This window comes from Bacillus sp. AFS037270 (assembly GCF_002585305.1).
Genome location: NZ_NUNF01000041.1, coordinates 93,204 through 116,505, shown reverse-complemented (window position 1 = coordinate 116,505; position 23,302 = coordinate 93,204). Strand labels below are relative to the sequence as shown.

The following is a 23,302-nucleotide window of genomic DNA, read 5'->3' as shown; positions in this document are numbered from 1 at the left end:
TAGACAATTCTCAAAGTCAATTTTTATACTTTCTTATCTACAATAAAGAAGAGAGCCCCCGAAAATGGATTCGAGGGCAATCCGGATTATTTTAAAATCGTTTCTTTGTTATTTACTTCAGAATACACCTTAGTTGGCAGCCCCCAAAGCTTGATAAAGCCAACAGCGGCATTATGATCAAAAGCATCACCTTTAGCATAGGTTGCTAATTCTTCATTGTAAAGGCTGTGTGGTGATTTACGTCCAACCACTGTATGAGTTCCTTTAAACAATTTAACACGGATTGTACCAGAAACTACCTTTTGTGTCTCATCAATAAAAGCATCAAGTGCTGGTTTAATCGGTGAGTACCAAAGACCTTCATAAATAATCTTCGCCATTTGCTGTTCAACCTGTGTCTTAAATTGGGTAACCTCACGAGTTAGCGTTAAAAACTCTAATTCCCTATGAGCATTAATTAAAATTAATGCAGCAGGGTTTTCGTACACTTCTCTAGATTTAATCCCTACTAATCTATTTTCAATATGGTCGATACGGCCTACTCCATGCTTACCGCCAAGCGTATTAAGTGTTTCAATAAGCTGAACAAGTGGAAGCTTTTCGCCATTCAGTGCAACAGGAACCCCTTGTTCAAATTCGATTTCAATATATTCAGGTGCATCTGGTGTCAATTCAATTGGATTAGTCCAGTCAAATGCTGCTTCTGGAGCTTCTGCCCATGGATCTTCGAGAACTCCTGCCTCGCAGGCACGTCCCCAGATATTGGCATCAATGGAAAATGGATTGTCTAAATTTACTGGAATAGGAATTCCGTTTTCTTCCGCGTATTTAATTTCCTCGTCACGGGTCATACCCCACTCACGAACAGGTGCAACCACTTTTAAACTAGGATTTAATGCTTGGATGGATACCTCAAAGCGGACTTGGTCATTCCCTTTACCTGTACAACCGTGGGCAACAGCCGTTGCTCCTTCTTTTTCCGCAACTTCTACCAATAATTTAGAAATAAGCGGTCTTGATAGAGCTGACGATAACGGGTATTTACCTTCATATAAACAATTAGCCTTTAAAGCTGGTAAAATATATTCTTTTGCTAACAATTCTTTTGCATCTATCATATACGCTTTCGAAGCGCCAACTTTTAATGCTTTATTTTTAATAGCTTCTAAGTCTTTACCTTCACCGACATCTAAACCCAACGCAATTACATCATAACCGTACTTTTCTTGGATCCATTTTACTGATACAGATGTATCTAAACCGCCTGAGTATGCTAATACAATCTTTTCCTTAGTCATTTTTATCTTAACTCTCCTTGAATACTTTATGGATTTTTATTCATTCGATAGAATGATTATACAACACATCTCATAAAAAAGGAACCCATTATGATAGTAAAAGTTTTAAAATTGCTTTTTGAGCGTGTAAACGGTTTTCAGCCTCATCGAATACAACTGAATGTGGTCCATCGATAATCTCACTCGTAACTTCTTCACCACGGTGTGCCGGTAAACAATGTAAAAAGATAAAATCGTTATTCGCATGGCTGCATAATTCCTCATTGACTTGAAAGCCTTGGAATGCTTTTAAACGGATGGCAGTTTCCTCTTCCTGCCCCATGCTGGTCCAAACATCTGTGACAACCACATCAGCATTCTTTATCGCTTCATAAGGATCATTTGTAATTGTAACCGTGCTTCCCGTTTCCTTGCCTGCTTGAATGGCTCTTTCAGTAATTTCCTCATTAGGCAGATAGCCCGCAGGACTTGCAATACTGATATTCATCCCGACTTTAACGGCCCCTTCCATTAGAGAATGAGCCATATTATTATTTCCATCACCAATATAACAAAGCTTTAAGCCTGCCAACTTCCCTTTATGCTCAAGGATAGTTAGCAAATCTGCAAGCACCTGGGTTGGGTGCTGCAGGTCTGTTAATCCATTAATGACTGGTACTGTGGCATGAGAGGCTAACTCTTCAACAGACTCATGCGAAAATGTTCGAATCATAATTCCATCAATATAACGGGACAATACCTTCGCGGTATCAGAAATGCTCTCGCCGCGGCCGAGCTGAATATCCCTTGAACTTAAAAAGATTGCATGTCCTCCTAACTGCAGCATCCCTACTTCAAAGGAAACCCTTGTGCGAGTCGAGGATTTTTCAAAAATCATACCCAATACCTTCCCGCTTAAGAATGGATGGGGTTTACCTTGTTTTTGCATTCTTTTTAATTCAACCGCTTCATCTAGCAAACAAAGGACTTGATCGGTACTGTAATCAGCTAGCTGTAAAAAATCAATACCTTTAAATGTTTGTTTATTGCTGATGCTTTTTCCGTCCGTATTAATTGCTTCTAACATGAACGGCACCTTCTTTCTCATATTTGTAATACTCACTAACCGTCCTTACTTCATATTCAGCTCCAAACTTCTTTTGCACGCCTAATGTGGTTTCAATGGTATCTAGATGTGTGAACACCGGTACTTTATAGCGGACTGCATATTCACGTAAATGGAAACCAAATTTATTTTTATTTCGACCTTGATTCGGTATATTAATAACGGCCAGAATTGGTTTATTTCGGAAGATATTATTTAAATCTTTTTCGTCTTGAACCACTATTTCTACAGAGAGACCATTGGACTTTAGAAATTCAGCCGTTCCTTCTGTAGCCGCAAGCTTGTAATCTTCTTTTACTAGTTCCTTTAAAATAGCAAGACTATCCGTTTTTTCTCTATCTGAAATCGAACATAGCAGATACCCTTCTCCCTTAGTTCCATTGATTAAAGGGACAGATTTTTGTAGTGCTGCCTGATAGTTAGTACCAATTCCGAGTACTTCTCCAGTGGACTTCATTTCCGGTCCGAGTACATGATCGACTCCTTTAAGCTTACTAGAAGAAAAGACAGGAGATTTTACTGAAAAGTAATCAGGTTCGGCGAGTAACCCTAAATCTTGACTCAATTCCGTTAAGGATTCACCTAATTGAACACGTGTAGCCCACTCAATCATCGGAACGCCAGTCACCTTACTAATAATCGGCACTGTACGGGATGAACGCGGATTTACCTCCAGAACATAAACAGTTTCATCATAGATAACAAATTGGATATTCATGATACCAATAACAGGAGCAGATTTTGCGATTCTGCCTGCATAATCAATTAATGTTCCTTTTATTTTGCTAGATAAAGAGATTGGCGGAAAAACTGTAATACTATCACCGGAATGAACCCCTGCTTTTTCAATATGTTCAAAAATACCGGGTACGACAATATTTTCCCCATCACAGATGACATCAATTTCACATTCCAGCCCTGGTAAGAACTTATCAACTAATAAAGGCCACATTTCAGCATGTGAATTTTCTTCAAGCTGGTTAATGTACTGTACTAGCTCTTGTTCAGAATAAATCGTAAACATGGACTGGCCGCCAATTACATAGGATGGACGAACAAGTACTGGGTAGCCCAAGGAGTTAGCCGCTTCTATCAATTCATCAGGCTGCGAAACTGTTTTTCCTTCAATGTGAGGAATCGCTAATTCATCCAGGAGTTGATAAAATTCCTTACGATCCTCTAAGCGGTCAACATTTTTAACTGTTGTTCCTAAAATCTTAATTCCTTCTTCTTCTAAATCATGAGCAAGATTGATAGCAGTTTGACCGCCAAACTGGATTAACACGCCATCCACTTTTTCTTTTTCAATTACATGTAAGACATCTTCAGCAGCGAGCGGTTCAAAATACAAGCTGTCGGCAACCGAATAATCTGTACTTACAGTTTCAGGATTGTTATTAATTACAACAGCTTCAAAACCTTTTTTCTTGAGAGCTTTAGCCGCGTGAACAGAACAATAATCAAATTCGATTCCTTGACCAATACGAATTGGACCAGAACCAATGACAAGAATTTTTTTCTTATCTGTGATTTCTACCTCATCACTACCATGCCATGTAGAATAATAGTAAGGTGTAATGGCATCAAATTCAGCAGAACAAGTATCAACCATTTTGTACCCCGGCTTCCACTGTAGTTCTTTCCACTTGTGTCTTACTTGTTTTTCCGGGATCTCATAAATTTGCGCTAATAACTTATCGGCCACATTATTTCTTTTGGCTCTTTTAAGCAGGTCGACTGGAACGGTACTCCATTGATAGGATGCTAGTTCCTTTTCTAACGCAACGATTGAGCTAATTTTGTGTAAAAACCACGGGTCAATCTCTGTCAGCTGTTGTACTTTTTCAAGAGTGAACTCTCTTCTAAACGCTTCCGCGATGACAAATAATCGCTTATCATTTGCTATACGAAGCAATTCAATTAAAGAGGATTCTTCTAATGACTCATAAGCTGTTTGACATAGACCATAAACATTCATTTCCATAGAGCGAATCGCTTTGTTTAAAGCACCTTCAAATGTTCGGTCGATTGCCATTACTTCCCCTGTTGCTTTCATTTGTGTTCCCAATGTCCGGTCTGCTTCAGGGAATTTGTCAAATGGAAAGCGGGGCAGTTTCACCACAATATAATCAATCGCTGGCTCAAAAGAAGCAAACGTATTACCTGTTATCGGGTTCACAATCTCATCAAGATGATAACCAATCGCACACTTTGCCGCCATCCTTGCGATCGGGTATCCTGTTGCCTTTGAAGCAAGCGCCGATGAACGGCTTACCCTTGGATTAACCTCGATAATATAGTATTGATTGGATTCCGGGTGAAGCGCAAACTGAATATTACATCCACCGATAATCTTTAACTCTCTTATTACTTTAATAGAAACGTCACGCAGCATTTGATATTGAACATCTGTTAATGTTTGTGATGGGGCGACAACAATGGAATCTCCAGTATGAACTCCAACGGGATCCATATTTTCCATATTACAAACAATGATGCACGTATCATTTGCATCTCTCATGACCTCATATTCAATTTCTTTCCAGCCTTTAATGCTTTTTTCAACTAAGACTTGGTGAATCGGGCTTGCGGCTAAACCTTTTTTTAGCACAAGTTCAAGTTCCTCATCGTTATAAGCGAATCCTCCACCCTCTCCCCCAAGTGTATAGGCTGGGCGGATGATGACAGGGAAACCGATTTTTTGAACAAACTGAACGCCTTCTTCGTAACTATGAATGATTTCAGATTCTGGGATTGGTTCACCAATTTTTAACATTAAGTTACGGAACTTCTCGCGATCCTCACCATTCTTAATGGATGCAACCGAAGTCCCTAAAAGTTCAACATTGTATTTTTCTAAAATTTTCTGTTCAAATAGCTCAACGGTTAAATTTAATCCTGTTTGACCGCCAAGTGTACCTATGACTCCATCAGGACGTTCTTTTTGGATAATTTTCTCAATAGTTTCTACATTTAAAGGTTCAATATATACTTTATCGGCAACTGCCTCATCAGTCATAATCGTGGCCGGATTGTTATTAATAAGAACAACTTCAATTCCCTCTTCTTTTAAGGCGATACACGCTTGTGTTCCGGCATAGTCAAATTCTGCTGCCTGCCCTATTACAATCGGGCCTGAACCAATGACGAGTACTTTTTTTTGATTTTTATTTAACGGCATAAATGTTCTCTCCCAATGATGCGATCTGACTCACAAAATCTTTAAAAATATAATCCGTGTCGCTTGGTCCGGGATGTGCTTCCGGATGAAATTGAACGGTTTGAATTGGATACAATTTATGTTGCAATCCTTCTATCGATTGGTCATTTATATTTCGGTAGGTAACATTAAATACCTTTTGATCAATGCTCTCATCAAGGACAACATAGCTATGATTTTGAGCGGTTATTTTCACCTTACCGGTTGTCAATTCCTTAACCGGATGGTTTCCGCCCCTGTGTCCATAAGCAAGTTTTGTAGTTTTTGCCCCATATGACAATGCAATTAGCTGATGGCCAAGGCATATTCCAAGTGTTGGGAAGGCCTGGGTAATTTTTTTAATTTCCGGGAACCATGCTTTTAACTGCATGGGGTCTCCAGGTCCATTACTTAATAAAATTCCATCTGGATTTAAGGATTTTATTTTCTCGAATGAAGTTGTGTAAGGGACAATGGTTACTGAACAGTTTTCCTCTAAAAGCGCATGAAGGATAGACTTTTTATATCCAAAATCCATTAGCACGACGTGAGGCCCATTATTCTTGAAATATTGAATCTTATTCGTAGATACTTTTTCTACCCACATCGTTGTTTTTTGATCGCTAGGCAATTTGATTCCCTTTTCTTTACCTAGATAGGCTTTTACCGTTCCACGGCTGCGAATAGTTTTGACAAGCCGTCTTGTATCTACCTCGGCAATCCCGGCAACCCCTGCATTTTTCAGCTTTTCTGAAAATTTATTTATGGATTGATAATGACTAGGTGTTTCACATAAATCACCTATTACTACTCCTGCTAAGGCAGGAGAAATACTTTCATCATCTAATGCATTAATCCCATAGTTTCCTATAATTGGATAACAGAAAGTGATAATCTGTCCGGCATAGGATGGGTCTGTGATGATTTCCTGATACCCGGTCATACTTGTATTAAAAACGACCTCTCCGAGAGAGTCCTTCTCTGCACCTATTAGTACACCTTCAAAAACTTCTCCTGTTTCCAAAGTAAGATAACCCTTTTCCAAAATATTCACACGCCTTTCTCTATACTTTGGAATGTTTCTTCCAACGCTACAGTAAATTCATCAATCTCCGCTTTTGTTACGGTTAATGGCGGTAAGATTCGAACGACATTCGGTCCTGCAGTTAAGATTAAGAGATGGTTGGCAATCGCTTTTTGCACGATTTCCAAAGCATTTATCTCCACCACTAATCCTTTTAGGAGACCTTTACCGCGAATTTCCTTTATAAAATCATGCTTCTCTTTTAATTGTAGAAGCTGCTGGTCGAGATAATTTACCGTTTCCTTAACCTCTTCCAACAGATTACTATCAATAATATGGGTCACTGTGGCAAGCCCCGCTGCTGTTGCCAAGGGGTTACCGCCAAAAGTACTGCCATGGCTGCCGGGTTCAAACCCTTTAGCTGCCTCTTCTTTAGCAATAATCGCTCCAATTGGAAAACCAGAACCCAGCCCTTTTGCGATACTTATCACATCTGGTTCGATAGAATATTGCTCATAGGCAAATAATGTTCCCGTTCTGCCGATTCCTGTTTGGATTTCATCCACCATCAGGAGGATCTCATTTTCCTTACAGATTTGTGCTAGTTTTGTCACCCATTCTTGATTTGCCGGAATAACTCCGCCTTCACCTTGAACCAATTCTAGTAAAACTGCTGCAGGTTTAAGGGTGATAAGCTGATCTAACGCTTCCTCGTCATTAAATGGCAGGTAGCTGAATCCAGGCATTAGCGGTGCAAAGCCCTGTTGGATTTTTTCTTGTCCTGTTGCAGTTAAAGTAGCTAAAGTTCTTCCATGAAAGGATTGTTGAAAGGTAACCACTTCTGAAGAACTGTTTCCTTTTATTTTATTAGCGTATCGTCTTGCCAGTTTAATAGCAGCTTCGTTCGCTTCGGCACCACTGTTGCAGAAAAAAACCTGATCGCCGCAGCTATTAGCTGTTAGTAAGGCAGCAAGCTGCTCTTGATTAGGAATGTTATATAAATTTGAACAATGCCACAGGTTTTGCAATTGTTCCTCTAGCTTTTCCTTAACTGGATCAGGAACATGCCCTAAGTTACATGTGGCTATTCCTGAAGTGAAATCTAAGAATTGATTCTCCTGGTCGTCCCACACGTAACTACCTTTTCCCTTTACTAACGTGACAGGAAAACGGCTGTATGTGGCCATTACTGGTGTGGTTAGGGAGACGGATGTATTGTTAACCATTAGGCTATCTCCTCTTCTAAGACAATTTTTGTACCGACGCATTTGCCGTTTGAGTAGTCTAACAGACTATTTTTCTCAAACCCATTAATGATTCCTACTTCTGGGATGTTGTGAACAAGACCGTCAATCGCGGCTTTGACCTTTGGAATCATTCCTCCATAAATGGTTTGCTCTTGGATCATTTGTTCAATTATGGTCTTTGAGACTTTATCAAGCTTTGTTTTTACCCCATTGTTGTCGACTAAGATTCCCGGAATATCACTGATGAAGCAAAGGTTTGCTTCTAATGCCTTGGCAATCGCTGAGGCAGCAATATCACCATTTATATTGTAACGCTGCCCACCGGCATCAATTCCTACAGGAGATATAACCGGGATAAAACCTTGGTTTATAATGCCTTTGATGATGCTGTGATTTACTTCTACCACTTCTCCAACAAAACCTAAGGTTTTTGCATCAGCTGTTGGCGCAGCCTTTAGTAATCCACCGTCCACGCCGCTAATACCAACAGCGTTTCCACCTACTTCTACAAGGTTTCTAACCACTTGTTTATTGACCGACCCGCTTAAAACCATTTCGACTACGTCTAACACTTGATGGTCAGTTACTCTTAATCCATTCACGAATTTGGTTTCAACGTTTAAGCTTTTTAGTAAAGATGTAATTAATGGCCCCCCGCCATGAACAATAATGGGCGTCCACTCACTAGATGTATGCATTTTTACGATATCTTCATAAAATGATCTTGGCAGATTTTCTAACACACTTCCGCCACACTTAATGACTAAATATTTCATTTTTGTCCTCCCTTAAGTGCGGTAGGATGCATTAATTTTCACATAATCGTAAGTAAGATCGCATCCCCAGGCAGTGGCACTGTAGTCACCTTGATTTAAGTTAACATATATAACAACGTTCTCTTGTTCCAAGTAGTTTTTTACTTCTTCTTCAACAATTGGGCACGGTAAGCCCTTTTCAAACACTTTATATTGACCGATCGAAACCTCTAATAAATTAGGTTCAATTGGTACACCACTATATCCAGCCGCTGTGACAATTCGTCCCCAGTTAGGGTCTGTTCCATAGATAGCTGTTTTAACGAGATTAGAAGAAATGATTGATTTGCCGACCGTTTTAGCTGCATCTGTGCTGAAAGCTCCACTTACTTGGATTTCAACAAGCTTTGTTGCACCTTCACCATCTCTAGCAATCTTTTTGGCAAGTTCCTTACAGACGATTTCTAATCCGTCTACAAAACAATCCCAGTCTGGATGGTCTTTTGTTAGCTGTTCATTGCCCGCTAATCCGTTTGCCATAACCAGTACCATATCATTAGTACTTGTATCACCATCGACCGTAATCATGTTAAAAGTGTGATTTGTTACATCCTTAAGAGCTGCTAATAAGTCCTCTTGGGCTATGTTTGCATCGGTTGTTACAAAGCCGAGCATGGTGGCCATATTCGGATGAATCATCCCGGAGCCTTTTGCAGCACCACCGATTGAAATGGTCTTTCCATCTATTGTTAATTGAACACCAATTTGTTTGATACAAGTATCAGTTGTTAATATAGCTTGTTTAAAATTTTCCTCTTGTTCATATTCCGATTGGAGGATTTGTTTTATTCCTGTATTTATACAATCCATTGGAAGCAATTCACCTATTACTCCCGTTGAAGTAACTGCCACAAGATGCTGTTGTACGCCTAACTCGTCTGCGAATTTTTTTTGCATCTCTGCTGCATCAAGTAAACCCTGCTCGCCTGTACAGGCATTGGCGTTACCAGAGTTTACAAGTATTGCTTGGATTTTATTTTCTTTTGCTATGCTTTCTTGGGTTAAGATTAGTGGCGCAGCTTGAAAAATATTAGTCGTATAAACTCCCGCTACTGCGGCTGGGACTTCCGATACGATATATCCTAAATCAAGGCGCTTCTTCTTAATTCCGCAATGCATACCGCCCGCTTTATACCCCTTTGGTAAGGTTACACTCTCATTTCCAAGTATAACGATTTTGTTGGTTGATGTGGCTTGTGTCACTTTTCTTTTCCCCCTTAAGATTCCCTTGGCGTTTAACCGGGCTATTTAACTAGTAAATTATTAACTTTAACTTATGGATATATTGGTAAATCAGTGAGCCCAGTTTGATCGTCCCAGCCATTCATTAGATTGGCGTTTTGAATCGCTTGACCTGCAGCCCCTTTTACTAAATTGTCGATAACTGAGATGACAGTTAACCGATTAGTCCGTTCATCTACATGCAAGCCTATATCGCAAAAGTTTGATCCCATAACTTCTTTTGTTGCGGGTATATTTCCTTCCGGGCGTACTCTTATAAAATGAGATTCTTGATAAAATTGTTTATATAAATCAATAACTTTTTTGGTTGAAATTTTTTCTTTTAGATTCACATACATCGTGCACATGATTCCCCTTGTCATTGGAACAAGATGTGTAGTAAAGGTAACGGTAATAGGATTACCACTCTCATCCGACAATACTTGTTCTATTTCAGGGATATGTTGATGTTTTCCTAATTTATAAGCTTTAGTATTTTCATTAATCTCTGAGTAATGGGAAGTTAATGACAAGCCTCTTCCCGCACCAGATACTCCTGATTTAGCATCAATAATAATGGATTTTTCATCTGCTAATTTTGATTTAAGTATGGGTAAAAGACCAAGATTGGTTGCTGTTGGATAGCAGCCGGGATTAGCTATTAAAGTTGACTGCCTGATTTCCTCTTTATAGATTTCACTCAAACCGTAGACTGCCTGTTTTAAGTACATCTCTTCCGGTGATGAGTGTTTATACCAATTCTCGTACTCTTCAGACGACCTCAGCCGAAAATCTCCCGATAGGTCAATACACTTGATTCTTTTTTCAAGCAGCTGTGGTACCAGTTTGCTGCTCACACCTGAAGGGGTAGCGAGAAAAACAATGTCATTTTCTTCACTTAATCTATTAGCATTAAATGTTTCAAGCGGTTGAACAACAACGTCGGAAAGATGTGGATACACATCACTAAAATTAACCCCAGCTTGGGAGTTGGATACAACTGAACCAATCTCTAAGTATGGGTGCTTATTTATTAACCTGACTAACTCAATTGATCCATAACCTGTTCCACCGATAATTGCAGCTTTCATTTCTTCCACTCCCAAGTCGCTTTTATAATGTATTATTATACATACCCTTATATAATTATTCAATAGTTAATTACCCTAATTTTTGATTTTTACTGAAAATTACCGTATTTAATTTTGCAAACGCTTACATTAACCTTTGTAAGATTATACATTTCCTATGCAAAAAAAAGCTCCTGAGATGCACAGGAACTTCATAGGATTAACTACCAAATATTAATTTATAGGCTTGTATGGAGCAAATTCAATACGCTTCGCAGTTCCTTAACCGCTACCTGTCCCGGTGCAGAAGCCTTCTTAGCAGCTCCAAAAGTAAGGGCCGATCCGAATAATTCTCCAGCTAAGCGGCTGATAACTCCCTTTCCTGCCATAGACATAGTAATAATCGGTCTGACAGCAAACTGTTCATTCATAGTAGTGGTTGCATCCAACAATGTAAGTACATCAGCCGTACTAGTTGGCATTACAGCTATCTTCGGCAGATCTCCACCTAGTTCTTGTGCTTTACATAAACGTGAGATAATCTCCTCTTTTGCAGGAGTAGCATGAAAATCATGATTAGAAATAATCACATAAACATTATGTGCATGTGCTGCTTCTATTAATGCTTTAACATCATTTTCTTCATTAAATAACTCAACATCGACGATATCGGCTAGGCTAGTTTCAGCGATAGCTTTATTTAATTCAAAATAGAAAGCGGTGCTCACCTCTTTTTCTCCGCCCTCTTTAGCACTACGGAAAGTAAAAACAAGAGGGGTCTCTGTGAGGATTCCTCGAATCTCACTTAAAGCCTCTTTTACCTTTTCAATTTGTTCGACATCCTCAAAGAAATCGACACGCCACTCTACTACATCCAAATCAAGTGTGTTTAAATAGTTTGCTTCCTCTATTAGTTGAGCTAAGCTTGTCCCTACCATCGGAACACAAATTTTAGGAGCACCTTCCCCAATTGTAATACCTCTGACTGTAATTGTTTTCTTCATTTTTCCCCAGTCCTTTACTATTTTTTAAACAAAAGTTCGTGAGGTATTACGGTTACTTTTCACCATATAATTCCCAGGCTAATTTTAATGACTCTACAATATAATCCGCTATATCTTCAACATCTTGATTATCGGTTGATACTACAGAATGATGAACAGCGTAAATCTCTTGACGCTTATAGAACAGTTCTTCAATTTCTTTTAAGGACTTTCCTTTTAAAACAGGGCGGCTGTCAATAATCAGACTTATTCGCTCCTTCCAATTTTCCCATGATAAATCTAGGAAAATAACAAGGCAATTTTCTAAACAAACCTGTTTGATTTCTTCTTGTAAAAATGCCCCGCCGCCTAGAGAAATAATCTTCATTTTCTTCTTGCATAAATCTGTAATTACACTTTTTTCTTTTTCACGAAATGCTTTTTCTCCAATCTTATTAAAGATTTCAGACGTTGGCATGCCGTATTCTTTTTCTATCTCCGCATCAATATCGATAAAATCTCGATACAGTTTTTTCGCGACAGCTTTACCAATAGTAGTTTTTCCTACACCCATAAACCCTATAAAAACTATACTCATTTCTTTTAAAGAAACTCCCCGATAAACCAATATATTATTCCCCCTCAAGGATATGAATTGTATAATCATCTTTTTTGAAATAAGTGACATTATCTTGTCATAATTATAATAGTTCCCCCTATTGAAAAACAATGTTTATGTGAGTATTTGAGCATATTGCAACTAAAAAAACAAAAGAAAAAGACCCCTGCTGGAGTCTCGGGTTTAAACACCTTAGTTCTTCATCTTCGGATCAAGGACATCCCTTAGTCCATCTCCCATTAGATTAAATCCCAGCACTGTCAGCATGATAGCGATTCCCGGAAAAAACAATGTCCATGGAGCCTGGGTAATATAATTTTTTGAATCTGCCAGCATCTTTCCCCACTCTGGTGTCGGCGCCTGTGCCCCCATTCCGAGAAAACCCAGGGCTGCCGCTTCGATTATAGATGTGGCAATCGCTAAAGTTGCTTGGACAATGACTGGTGAAATACTGTTAGGGAGAATATGACGAAAGAGAATTCGTGTGTCCTTCATCCCCACTGCTCGGGCTGCCATAATGTATTCTTCTTGCTTAACACTTAACACCTTAGATCGGACAAGCCGGCCAAAGTTCGGAATATTAATAACAGCAATGGCAATTAATGCGTTTTGTAAAGATGGTCCAAGGATTGCCACAACCGCTATGGCTAATAGAATACTAGGGAAGGCAAGCATGATATCAAAAATACGCGAGATAAGCGAATCAATCCAGCGGCCATAATATCCCGCGACAATTCCTAAAATGGTCCCAAATACGACAGATCCAAGGACCGAAAAAAATCCCACCCATAAAGATATTCTTGCCCCGTATACAATTCGTGAGAAAATGTCACGGCCAAAATCATCTGTGCCGAACCAATGATCACTTGAAGGAGGGAGCATTCGATCTGTTAGCACTTGCTCTTTAAAACTATAGGGTGCAATGATCGGTGCTAAAATGGCAATCATAATAAAAAATCCTACAATCCCCAAGCCAGCCAGGGCTAATCGATTTTTATAAAATAATATCCATGCTTCCTTCCAAGGAGGCGTCAGCTTTTCTTCAACAAATACAGGCTCAATATTAGCTGCTTTTTTTACAAGTTCCGCCACTTAAAAATCCCCCTCCTTTATTTCGTATATTTAATTCTTGGATCAACAAAGACGTACAATAAATCCACAATTAAATTAATAAGGACAAAAATGGCAGCAATTAATAAAATGCCTGACTGAATCACTGGATAATCACGATAGCCAATTGCATCATATAAATATCGGCCAATTCCTGGCCAGCCAAAAATTGTTTCTGTTAGGATGGCTCCCCCCAATAGCAGGCCTGTTTGCAATCCGATAATCGTTAGTACTGGGATAATCGCATTTTTTAAAGAATGCTTATAAACCACCCAAAACATACTTAGCCCCTTTGCCCTTGCAGTACGGATATAATCTGATTTCATCACTTCTAGCATCGTGGCACGTGTCATTCTTGCAATTATTGCCATGGGAATGGTGGCCAGTGCCAAGCTAGGCAGTATCAAATGTTTGAGAACAACGATAAATTGGTCAAATCTTCCTTGTAATAACGTATCTACTAAATATAGATTGGTAATGGCTGATACGGGATCTCTAACATTCTCTCTACCTGTGGTTGGAAGCCAGCCTAAATGTATGGAGAATACCCATTGCTCCATTAAACCAAGCCAAAATATTGGCAGTGATACCCCAATCAGGGCAAGTACCATTGCCACATAATCAAACCATGATCTCGAGAACCAGGCACTAACAATTCCTGCATTTACTCCAATAATAACGGCTATAAACATTGCAACAATCGTTAATTCCGCTGTGGCTGCAAGGTAAGACCAAATTTCTTCATTAATAGGACCTCTTGTCCTCAGCGAAACCCCTAGATCTCCATGAATTAATGCATTAATATAATCTACGTATTGTATGTACCATGGGCGGTCTAATCCTAATTCCTTTGTTAGAGTAGCAATCGATTCTGCAGTTGCCCTTTGACCAAGAATGACTTGTGCTGGATTACCGGGAATGGCATGGATAATAGCAAAAACGACTAGTGTCATTCCAATTAAAACAGGTATTAGAGAAAACACTCGGCGGACTGTGTACGTAAACAAGTTTTTCACCTCTTTTGAGAATGAACTTTAAGTTACCAAAAGGGAGGGAAAATCCCTCCCCTTTGTTCCAAGATAAGAAATTATTACATCACTTTAAAAATTGGCCAGCTCCAGCGCCCAGCGACTAGTGTACTTCGCTAAACGGGCGCTTGCGATTTTTTTATTATTTAAACTCAACCTTTGTCAGTGCTTCTGAACCTGTTGGATGCGGCAAGTAATTAACTACGTCTTTCCCGGCCGCTAACAATGGTGTTGAGTGTACAAGCGGAACCCAAGGAGCATCATCATGGATGATTACTTGTGCCTGCTCGTAAAGGTCATTACGCTTAGCTTGATCCGTTTCTGTCTGCGCCTTAATTAAGATATCGTGCAATTGGTCATTGCTATAATAAGAATAGTTATTGCTACCAATGCTGTCTTTATCAAGCAAGGTGTATAAGAAGTTATCAGGATCTCCATTGTCACCCGTCCAGCCAAGCATGAACATATCAAACTCACCTTTGGCTGCTTTATCTAAGTAAGTTGCCCAGTCAACAGACTGGATCTTCGCTTTGACACCAATTTTACTTAAGCTTTCTTGAATCACTTCTGCCACCTTTTGAGCTTCCGGCATGTATGGACGAGCTACAGGCATGGCCCAAAGGTCAGTTTCGAATCCTTTTTCATAACCCGCTTCTTTTAACAATTGTTTAGCTTTTTCCAAATCATATGGGTATGGCTCAACAGACTTATTATATCCCTCAATCGAAGGTGGCATTGGATTAACAGCTTCAAGTGCCTTTCCTCCATAAAATGCATCGATGATTGATTTTTTATCAATTGCATAATTAATGGCTTGACGAACGAGCTTGTTATCAAATGGTTTACGAGTGGTCGTTAAACCAATATAACCCACGTTCATTGACGGGCGTTCAATCACTTGAAGATTGGCATTTGCTTTAACTGTGGCCTCGTCTGAGTTGTTTAGGCCATCCATTACGTCAATTTCTCCATTGGCAAGAGCGTTAAGACGTGCTGTATTTTCAGGAATGACACGGAAAATCACTTTGTTTAACTTAGGGTAGCCTTTTTGCCAGTAGTCTGGGTTTTTCTCAAGCGTAATTGTATCGTTTTCTTTCCACTCCACGAATTTAAATGGTCCTGTACCAACAGGATGCTGTCTAAATTTATCACCGTATTTTTTAACTGCCTCAGGGCTGGCAATTCCAAACGGAGACATAGCTAGGTTCTTTAAAAATGGTGCTTGAGGTCTTGTCAATACAAATTGTACAGTATGGTCATCAACCGCTTTAACTTCTTTAATCACATGTCCTTTTTCCCCTTTATAACCTCCAAACATGGTATAGTAAGGGAAGCTGTCTGCATTACCATTCATCCAGCGATCAAAGTTAAAAACTACTGCTTCTGCATTAAAATCGGTACCATCATGAAATTTAACTCCTTGCCGAAGTTTAAAGGTATACGTTAATCCATCAGGAGTAACTTTCCATGATTCAGCAAGTCCAGGATTGATGGTAGTATCCTGGTCGCCATATTGGATTAAGGTTTCAAAAATGTTTTCCGTTACTTTAAATGTTTCACCTTCCGTTGAGGTGATGGGGTCTAGTGATGTAGAATCTCCTCCACGGCCATAAACTAGTGTGTCCTTTTTCGCTGCACTTCCAGAAGCAGGATTTTTCTTGCCTCCTGTTGCTTCATTTGTTTTACTGTTGCAGCCAGCCAAAAACATGCTGATGGCTAACAGAGAAATCAACAACAGTATAAATGGTTTTTTCTTCATAAAAGTTTGTTACCCCCTGTACATTTTATTTTTTATCATAAATGCGGCAAATCACTTGTTATATAAATGACATGCAACAAAATGACCATTCAAATCATGTTCTTGAGGTCTAGTTGTTTTACAAATATCCATCACCTGTGAGCACCGGGTATGGAAGGCACATCCTGATGGAGGGTTTGCCGGACTTGGAATCTCACCGTCAATTAAAATAGTTTCCTTCTTTAGATCAGGGTCTGGAATCGGCACCGCCGAAAGTAGTGCCTTTGTGTATGGATGGGAGGGATTTTGATATAGCTGCTCACTATCGGCTAACTCTATTAATCTTCCTAAATACATCACGCCAACACGATCACTAATATGTCGTACCACACCTAAATCATGTGCGATAAATATGTAGGTAAGCTGAAATTCCTTTTGGATATCCTTCATTAAGTTAAGAACCTGGGCTTGGATTGAAACGTCCAATGCTGACACAGGTTCATCCGCTATTATCAGCTTCGGTTTTGTCATCAATGATTTAGCAATTCCAATCCGTTGACGCTGACCGCCCGAGAATTGGTGCGGGTATCGTTTGGCATGATAGCTGCTTAAGCCAACCACCTCGAGCATTTCTCGCACTTGTTTTTTTCGTTCTTCTATTGTGCCAATGCCATGAACAATGAGCGGCTCTTCAAGAATTTGCTCAATCGAATGTCTGGGGTTTAAGGAGGCATAGGGGTCTTGAAATACCATCTGGATATCACGACGGGTTTTTCTTAATTCATTTTTTGACATACTAGTAATCTCTCTATCTTCAAACACAATCTTTCCTTCACTTGCTTCTATTAAACGCATTAACAGACGGCCAGTAGTCGATTTCCCACAGCCGCTTTCCCCAACAATGCCCAATGTCTCTCCCTTTTTAACATAAAAAGAAACATCGTCTACGGCTTTCACTTCACCTTGTTTCCTTCCAAATAGTCCGCCAGTGATCGGAAAGTACTTTTTCAACCCATTTACCTCAAGAAGTAACTCCGACATGCTTGTCACTCCCCTCCTTCAATATATGTAGGAAACAGCGTACTTCATGTTCCTCTTTTTCCAAGGTCAATAATTGAGGTTCTTCTTCATGGCACTTACCAAATGCCTCTGAACACCGTGGCGCAAACCGGCAGCCATTTTGAATAGTTCCCGGCGCAGGGACTGTTCCGGGTATGCTATAGAGACGCTCCTTTTTCCCTCTTAATTCAGGGACGGATTTTAATAGTCCTTTAGTATAAGGATGCTGAGGATTTTTAAGTATGGTTCTGACATCACCTTGTTCTACAATTTGTCCAGAGTACATCACGATTACTCGCTCACAAATCTCCGCTACAACACCTAAATCGTGTGTAATGAGGATAATGGATGTATTGGTTTTTTTATTTAAATCCTTCATTAGTGCAAGAATCTGTGCTTGTATGGTTACGTCAAGTGCAGTTGTAGGTTCATCCGCAATCAGCACCTTAGGATTGCACGCCATTGCCATAGCGATCATGATCCGTTGTCTCATTCCGCCCGATAATTGGTGTGGATACTCTTTCAAAATCCCCTCTGCTCTCGGGATTCCTACTAGTCTTAATAATTCAATGCCTCGAACTAGTGCTTCTCTCTTTGAGAGATTGGTATGTAGTTTGATGGCTTCCATCACCTGATTCCCAATGGTGAACAAAGGATTTAGTGAAGTCATAGGTTCCTGGAAGATCATTGAAATCTGATTCCCACGAACTTTACGCCACTCTTTTTCGGAGATGTTTATTAAATCTCTTCCTTCAAAAATAATTTGACCGTCCTCAATTTTACCTGGTGGTGACGGAATTAACCCCATAGTGGCTAACGAAGTTACACTTTTGCCACTCCCTGATTCACCTACGATTCCAAGAATTTCCCCTTCTCTCAGATTAAAACTGATGCCATCAACAGCAGGTAAGAGTGTTTTCCCAGACTGAAACGATACTTTTAAGTTCTTTATCTGTAAAATATGACTCACATTAACACCTACCTCTTAATCTATGATTTATAAACCTTCCTTTTGAAATATTATAATATAACAAATTTTAAGATTATTATGACATATATCCCCTGCCTGTTATTATCGAAATTTGTCAATAAAATAAAAAAATTATAAAAAAAAGCCTTACACCACACTGCATTAAAGCGTTATTGCAGTGTGGTGTAAGGCACCTTATGTTCTAATTTTCGGCTTATTTTTATATTAATATTATATTTTTTTACCCGTGTAAATATAAATGGCATCTCTTAAAAATTCAGCTGTCCCTGGCTGCTCTTTATCATAGTAGGCAGTGAATCTCTCATCATCTACATACATTTGAGCAAGACCGGCATGGGCCTCTTTGCTATATTCGGTCCAATAAAAGCATAACCATAGTTTGTGCAGTTCTGCAGCCTTTTGGGCTAATTCCCCACCTGGATCGCCTGTTTTAAACGCCTCTGCTAAGGTTTTAGTGATATTCTCAGCTAATGCAGTGACCTCATCATGCTGCTCCTGCGTCATATTCATTACCTTAGCATTTGATTGGTCCACTCTATCGTTCCCATATTTTTGGCGAATTTCTTTCCCATACTTTTTCTCATTTTCCTCAATCATCTTTTTCTTAAAGCCCTCAAACTTTTCTTTATCGGCCATCTTCATTCTCCCTTCCGTTAACGCAATGGTTTTATCGACATTAGCAATTAATAAGTCTAATTGTTTCTTTTTCTCAAGGAGTTTTTCACGATGTTCTCTAAGTGCGGCCGCACCATCAAAGGACGGATCGGTGACAATTTCTTTGATCCTATCTAAGCTGACATCTAATTCCCTGTAAAATAGAATTTGCTGCAGCCGATCGACTTCCTTCTTGCCATAGATTCGATAACCTGACGAATTGATTCTTGCCGGCTTAAGAATCCCGATTTCGTCATAATATCTTAGTGTCCTAGTACTTATCCCCGCCAAGCTCGCCAACTTTTGCACTGTATACTCCATTCGTTCACCTCCTCTTGTTTAAACAATACACCTTTACGCAACGTCAAAGTCAATCAACGGAATGCCCAATTTTAATCAATACCTCTTGATTTGCAATTGGAAGTTCTGTAATTCCATTTAGTTCAAAAAATAATCCTAACCAATTTAAGAGCTTCTATTAATGTAGTAGAGTGAAAAGTTTTTCTAGTCAGAAATAATTAATTATTTCAAAAAAACTTTCTTTTTCCCTTAGTATTTATAAATATATTGAATTATCAAGGTTTTCAGTTGAACTTCACTCTATTACCAAAAAAAGTTTTTGACAATTCAAATATGTGAAAAGTATTATAGAATAATAAAGAGGAGGTTGTATAATGTCAAATCTAAATAGGCAGAAAATTGTGGATAGTGTACCTCAGAAAGGATTCTTTGGACATCCTAAAGGTCTATTCACCCTTTTCTTCACCGAATTCTGGGAAAGATTCTCTTATTACGGCATGAGAGCTATTCTCGTTTACTATATGTATTATAGTGTAACCAAGGGCGGTTTAGGTATGGACCAAACCTTGGCCTTATCGATTATGTCGATATACGGTTCCCTCGTGTATATGTCAGGGATAATTGGCGGCTGGTTCGCTGACCGAATCTTCGGTACGTCAAGAGCGGTGTTCATTGGGGGCATCCTCATAATGCTTGGTCATATTGCCCTCGCAATCCCTGGAAGTATCGCCTTTTTCTTTGTTTCCATGGTATTGATTGTCTTAGGAACAGGGTTATTAAAACCAAACGTTTCAACCGTTGTTGGGGAAATGTATGCTGAAAATGATAACCGCCGTGATGCTGGATTTAGTATTTTTTATATGGGGATTAACGCCGGTGCCTTCCTATCACCATTAATCGTTGGCTCCAAAACGATCATGAATACCAGCTTCCACTTAGGTTTCGGGATTGCAGCAGTGGGTATGTTCTTAGGATTAGTTGTCTTCTTAATGACAAAAAAGAAAAATCTTGGTCTTGCAGGGACCACCGTATCAAACCCGCTCACATCTTCTGAGAAGAAAAAAGTATATACTTATTTTGCAGTTGCGATAATTGTTATTGCTATTATTTGTTTTATTACGATTCCAAATGGGTTATTAACATTTGAAGGGTTTATTAACATTGTAAGTATTCTTGGAATTCTCATTCCGGCTATTTACTTTATTCGCATGTACACAAGCCCTAAAACTACATCAGTTGAGAAATCACGTGTTATCGCCTATATTCCATTGTTTATTGCATCCGTCATGTTCTGGGCAATCCAAGAGCAAGGTTCGACCATCCTTGCCAACTATGCGGATAAGCGGACACAATTAGATTTTGCTGGTATACAGATTTCTCCAGCTTGGTTCCAATCATTAAATCCATTATTTATTATTGTTTTAGCTCCTGTATTTGCTGCAATATGGGTGAAATTAGGCAAGCGCGAGCCTTCCATTCCGCAAAAATTCTCATTAGGCTTATTATTTGCAGGTTTATCATTTATGGTTATTCTTGTTCCAGCCTATTTCGGAGGAACAGATTCATTAGTAAATCCATTATGGCTAGTTCTTAGTTATTTAATTGTTGTACTAGGTGAATTATGTTTATCACCTGTAGGACTATCAGCAACTACAAAATTAGCTCCGGCAGCTTTCTCTGCGCAAACGATGAGTTTATGGTTCTTATCAAGTGCAGCTGCTCAGGCATTAAATGCACAAGTAGTTAAATTCTATACACCTGCAACAGAAATGACATATTTTGGTGTAATCGGCGGTGCTTCCATCGTCCTTGGTATTATTCTATTAATGCTTGCACCAAAAATTCAGCAATTAATGAAGGGTATTCGATAATAAGAAAAGCGCAAGCGCCTTGGTCAGCCCCGACAAGCATAAGACGCTCAGGGAAAGNNCTCAAAGTCAAAAACTTTTAAACTGTCTTATCTCATGAAAAAAGGTGAAGGTCTCTTATTTAAAGAGAACTTCACCTTTTTTTTATTTATCTGTAAGATCATTTAATTCATCTACTAACTGTTTCGTCCGTTTTGCGTTTCCTTGGGCAAAGTTTTCAAGGCGTTCTTTTAATTCCTCATTATCATGCACCCGTTCTGCTGTAATAAGATAAGTCCGCATCAAATCTTCTTCCATTTCTTTTGAGTTTTCTAAAACGGAAGCAAGGTTTTCCTTTTCTTCATGATCCTTACTGTTAGACGGATTTAAATTCATTGAGAAGGCCCCCTTTTTACCTTTATCCTTCTCTAACCTAACTATAATTATGTTATTTCTTTTGCTCAACATGCTAAAAATCAACCATAACCTTTAACATAGCTTTAATAAAAAAACTCATCTTAGGGTTAATTAAGATAAGCCTTTTTATTTGATATTCTAATTTTATAAACTGCGGTTTAAAAAGACCTTAGTCCGTTCGAACTGTGGATTAGTAAAGATCTCAGACGGATGGCCGGATTCAATTATCTCTCCATTGTCCATGAAAATCACTTTGTTGGCCACTTCTTTTGCAAACCCCATCTCATGAGTCACCACAATCATTGTCATGTGTTCTTCAGCTAAATCCTTCATTACTTGAAGCACCTCACCTGTTAGCTCCGGATCAAGAGCTGATGTAGGCTCATCGAAAAGCAGAATTTCAGGACTCATCATAAGAGCCCGAGCAATGGCAACCCTTTGTTTTTGTCCGCCTGATAAATTCGCCGGATAAGCCTTAGCACGATTGAGGAGACCTATTTTGTCCAATAGCTCTGAGCTTTGCTGTTGAAGTTCAACAGAAGTTTCCTTTTTCACCAATTTAGGCGCAATCATCAGATTTTCCTGAACTGTTAGGTGCGGGAACAGATTAAAGTGCTGAAAGACCATTCCCATCTTAGCGGTAATCTGCTTAATCTCAGAAAGCTTTGGATAAACTCCATCCTTCACCAAATATTGACCCGAAACACAGATACTGCCAGCCTCTACTTGTTCAAGATGGACAAGACTGCGCAGCATCGTACTCTTCCCTGAACCCGAGGGACCGATGACCGCTACTACATCATTTTTATTAACATCAAAGGTAATCTTTTTTAATACATCCAATTTCCCGTAAGACTTTTTGAGGTTTGAAACTTCAATGATCGCCATATTCACCCATACCTTCTATTCAAATCTAAATCTATTTTCAACCCATTTAAATACTAGTGTTAATACCAGTGTCATCAAGAGATAAATTACCCCTGCAACAACGAATGGTACGATTGTAAAATCACGATTTACTGCAGTTTCAGCAAAATGCAATAATTCCGGTACTGCAACTGCATAGAGGAGGGCAGTATCTTTTACTAGCGTAACCGATTCATTTGCTACAGCCGGCAGGGCGATTCGAAACATTTGCGGCATGATAATTCTGGTTGTCATTTGCCATTTATTCAACCCAAGCACTTGAGATGCCTCGTATTGTCCCTTATCAATTGCCAGCAGCCCTCCACGAAAAATCTCAGCAAAGTATGCAGCATAATTTAATATAAACCCTAAACAGGCAGCCACAAAACGATCCAAGACTAAATATTCACCAATGACAGGTATCATTGGCAGCCCAAAACAGATAAATAATAATTGCAATAACAGCGGCGTTCCCCGCATCGCATATATATAAGCTTGAGCAAGCCATGACAATGGTTTAATTTGACTTCTTACCGCCAATGTTAATAAAAAGCCCAATGGAATGGAGACTAAAATGGCAATGATGAATAACAGGATCGTCATCTGCGCCCCCTCAAGCATTGGCTTCAGGATTGAAATAATGTAATTAATAGACATTCTTAATTTTCCTC

The 23,302-nt window shown here is 39.2% G+C and carries 20 protein-coding genes; 1 reads left to right on the top strand and 19 read right to left on the bottom strand.

The genetic code is table 11. The annotated features are described in order from the left end of the window. Positions 1–86 precede the first annotated feature (86 nt). The 16 genes from COD92_RS20420 to COD92_RS20345 all read right to left on the bottom strand — a co-directional run bounded on the left by COD92_RS20420 (position 87) and on the right by COD92_RS20345 (position 19,482). A complete protein-coding gene (locus tag COD92_RS20420; protein WP_098527403.1) occupies positions 87–1,298 on the bottom strand; it encodes an argininosuccinate synthase in 1,212 nt (403 codons plus the stop codon). An 88-nt stretch (positions 1,299–1,386) separates the two neighbouring features. Next, entirely contained in the window at positions 1,387–2,364 is a 978-nt protein-coding gene (gene argF / locus COD92_RS20415) for an ornithine carbamoyltransferase (RefSeq protein ID WP_098527404.1), read from the bottom strand. Continuing rightward, positions 2,348–5,584 (bottom strand): carbamoyl-phosphate synthase (glutamine-hydrolyzing) large subunit, encoded by a 3,237-nt coding sequence (gene carB, locus COD92_RS20410; RefSeq protein WP_098527405.1) that lies wholly within the window; start codon positions 5,582–5,584, stop codon positions 2,348–2,350. The genes argF and carB overlap by 17 nt, the downstream gene beginning before the upstream one ends. Further along, on the bottom strand, positions 5,571–6,647 hold the full coding sequence (locus COD92_RS20405; protein WP_098527468.1) for a carbamoyl phosphate synthase small subunit: 1,077 nt from the start codon (positions 6,645–6,647) through the stop codon (positions 5,571–5,573). Before COD92_RS20405 ends, carB begins: the two co-directional genes overlap by 14 nt. 5 nt (positions 6,648–6,652) lie before the next feature. Then, the gene (locus COD92_RS20400) at positions 6,653–7,852 is read right to left on the bottom strand and encodes an acetylornithine transaminase (protein WP_098527406.1); all 1,200 of its coding nucleotides are present in this window, start codon (positions 7,850–7,852) and stop codon (positions 6,653–6,655) included. Continuing rightward, positions 7,852–8,649, bottom strand: a complete 798-nt coding sequence (gene argB, locus COD92_RS20395) for an acetylglutamate kinase (protein ID WP_098527407.1) — start codon at positions 8,647–8,649, stop codon at positions 7,852–7,854. The genes COD92_RS20400 and argB overlap by 1 nt, the downstream gene beginning before the upstream one ends. Before the next feature lie 12 nt (positions 8,650–8,661). Beyond that, a complete protein-coding gene (gene argJ, locus COD92_RS20390; RefSeq protein WP_098527408.1) occupies positions 8,662–9,891 on the bottom strand; it encodes a bifunctional glutamate N-acetyltransferase/amino-acid acetyltransferase ArgJ in 1,230 nt (409 codons plus the stop codon). Between the two features lie 71 nt (positions 9,892–9,962). Continuing rightward, complete coding sequence (argC, locus tag COD92_RS20385; RefSeq protein WP_098527409.1) at positions 9,963–11,000, bottom strand: N-acetyl-gamma-glutamyl-phosphate reductase; 1,038 nt, start codon at positions 10,998–11,000, stop codon at positions 9,963–9,965. 218 nt (positions 11,001–11,218) lie between these two features. Further along, a complete protein-coding gene (gene aroD / locus COD92_RS20380) occupies positions 11,219–11,983 on the bottom strand; it encodes a type I 3-dehydroquinate dehydratase (protein WP_098527410.1) in 765 nt (254 codons plus the stop codon). Between the two features lie 52 nt (positions 11,984–12,035). Next, a complete protein-coding gene (locus COD92_RS20375; RefSeq protein WP_176541036.1) occupies positions 12,036–12,629 on the bottom strand; it encodes a shikimate kinase in 594 nt (197 codons plus the stop codon). A gap of 144 nt (positions 12,630–12,773) precedes the next feature. Beyond that, positions 12,774–13,643, bottom strand: coding sequence for a nickel transporter permease (nikC, locus tag COD92_RS20370; RefSeq protein ID WP_255286504.1), 870 nt, complete (start codon positions 13,641–13,643; stop codon positions 12,774–12,776). Between the two features lie 47 nt (positions 13,644–13,690). Beyond that, positions 13,691–14,698 (bottom strand): ABC transporter permease, encoded by a 1,008-nt coding sequence (locus COD92_RS20365; protein WP_098527413.1) that lies wholly within the window; start codon positions 14,696–14,698, stop codon positions 13,691–13,693. Positions 14,699–14,861: 163 nt separating this feature from the next. Further along, positions 14,862–16,478 (bottom strand): ABC transporter substrate-binding protein, encoded by a 1,617-nt coding sequence (locus COD92_RS20360; RefSeq protein WP_098527414.1) that lies wholly within the window; start codon positions 16,476–16,478, stop codon positions 14,862–14,864. 51 nt (positions 16,479–16,529) lie between these two features. Further along, on the bottom strand, positions 16,530–17,498 hold the full coding sequence (locus COD92_RS20355; RefSeq protein WP_098527415.1) for an ABC transporter ATP-binding protein: 969 nt from the start codon (positions 17,496–17,498) through the stop codon (positions 16,530–16,532). Beyond that, on the bottom strand, positions 17,479–18,486 hold the full coding sequence (locus COD92_RS20350) for an ABC transporter ATP-binding protein (RefSeq protein WP_098527416.1): 1,008 nt from the start codon (positions 18,484–18,486) through the stop codon (positions 17,479–17,481). The genes COD92_RS20355 and COD92_RS20350 overlap by 20 nt, the downstream gene beginning before the upstream one ends. A gap of 231 nt (positions 18,487–18,717) precedes the next feature. Next, on the bottom strand, positions 18,718–19,482 hold the full coding sequence (locus COD92_RS20345) for a MerR family transcriptional regulator (RefSeq protein ID WP_098527417.1): 765 nt from the start codon (positions 19,480–19,482) through the stop codon (positions 18,718–18,720). A gap of 353 nt (positions 19,483–19,835) precedes the next feature. Here COD92_RS20345 and COD92_RS20340 point away from each other — a divergent pair, with 353 nt between their 5' ends. Further along, positions 19,836–21,332 carry a peptide MFS transporter gene (locus COD92_RS20340; protein ID WP_098527418.1) on the top strand — a complete coding sequence of 499 codons (1,497 nt, stop codon included), beginning with the start codon at positions 19,836–19,838 and terminating at the stop codon, positions 21,330–21,332. Positions 21,333–21,473: 141 nt separating this feature from the next. On the opposite strand, the gene COD92_RS20335 is transcribed toward COD92_RS20340, so the two are convergent. The 3 genes from COD92_RS20335 to COD92_RS20325 all read right to left on the bottom strand — a co-directional run bounded on the left by COD92_RS20335 (position 21,474) and on the right by COD92_RS20325 (position 23,288). Continuing rightward, positions 21,474–21,704: a hypothetical protein gene (locus tag COD92_RS20335; RefSeq protein ID WP_098527419.1), complete on the bottom strand. Its 231-nt coding sequence runs from the start codon at positions 21,702–21,704 to the stop codon at positions 21,474–21,476. A gap of 165 nt (positions 21,705–21,869) precedes the next feature. After that, a complete protein-coding gene (locus COD92_RS20330) occupies positions 21,870–22,613 on the bottom strand; it encodes an amino acid ABC transporter ATP-binding protein (protein WP_098527420.1) in 744 nt (247 codons plus the stop codon). A gap of 15 nt (positions 22,614–22,628) precedes the next feature. Further along, complete coding sequence (locus tag COD92_RS20325; protein WP_098527421.1) at positions 22,629–23,288, bottom strand: amino acid ABC transporter permease; 660 nt, start codon at positions 23,286–23,288, stop codon at positions 22,629–22,631. Positions 23,289–23,302: the final 14 nt, after the last annotated feature.

Bases quoted from the DNA above. Each gene is read 5' to 3' on its own strand.
- argF (WP_098527404.1), bottom strand. From the start codon at position 2,364: ATGTTAGAAGCAATTAATACGGACGGAAAAAGCATCAGCAATAAACAA.
- COD92_RS20330 (WP_098527420.1), bottom strand. From the start codon at position 22,613: ATGGCGATCATTGAAGTTTCAAACCTCAAAAAGTCTTACGGGAAATTG.
- COD92_RS20400 (WP_098527406.1), bottom strand. From the start codon at position 7,852: ATGGTTAACAATACATCCGTCTCCCTAACCACACCAGTAATGGCCACA.
- argB (WP_098527407.1), bottom strand. From the start codon at position 8,649: ATGAAATATTTAGTCATTAAGTGTGGCGGAAGTGTGTTAGAAAATCTG.
- COD92_RS20340 (WP_098527418.1), top strand. From the start codon at position 19,836: ATGTCAAATCTAAATAGGCAGAAAATTGTGGATAGTGTACCTCAGAAA.
- argC (WP_098527409.1), bottom strand. From the start codon at position 11,000: ATGAAAGCTGCAATTATCGGTGGAACAGGTTATGGATCAATTGAGTTA.
- carB (WP_098527405.1), bottom strand. From the start codon at position 5,584: ATGCCGTTAAATAAAAATCAAAAAAAAGTACTCGTCATTGGTTCAGGC.
- COD92_RS20345 (WP_098527417.1), bottom strand. From the start codon at position 19,482: ATGGAGTATACAGTGCAAAAGTTGGCGAGCTTGGCGGGGATAAGTACT.
- COD92_RS20335 (WP_098527419.1), bottom strand. From the start codon at position 21,704: ATGAATTTAAATCCGTCTAACAGTAAGGATCATGAAGAAAAGGAAAAC.
- COD92_RS20360 (WP_098527414.1), bottom strand. From the start codon at position 16,478: ATGAAGAAAAAACCATTTATACTGTTGTTGATTTCTCTGTTAGCCATC.
- COD92_RS20420 (WP_098527403.1), bottom strand. From the start codon at position 1,298: ATGACTAAGGAAAAGATTGTATTAGCATACTCAGGCGGTTTAGATACA.
- aroD (WP_098527410.1), bottom strand. From the start codon at position 11,983: ATGAAGAAAACAATTACAGTCAGAGGTATTACAATTGGGGAAGGTGCT.
- COD92_RS20375 (WP_176541036.1), bottom strand. From the start codon at position 12,629: ATGATTATACAATTCATATCCTTGAGGGGGAATAATATATTGGTTTAT.
- COD92_RS20355 (WP_098527415.1), bottom strand. From the start codon at position 17,498: ATGTCGGAGTTACTTCTTGAGGTAAATGGGTTGAAAAAGTACTTTCCG.
- COD92_RS20325 (WP_098527421.1), bottom strand. From the start codon at position 23,288: ATGTCTATTAATTACATTATTTCAATCCTGAAGCCAATGCTTGAGGGG.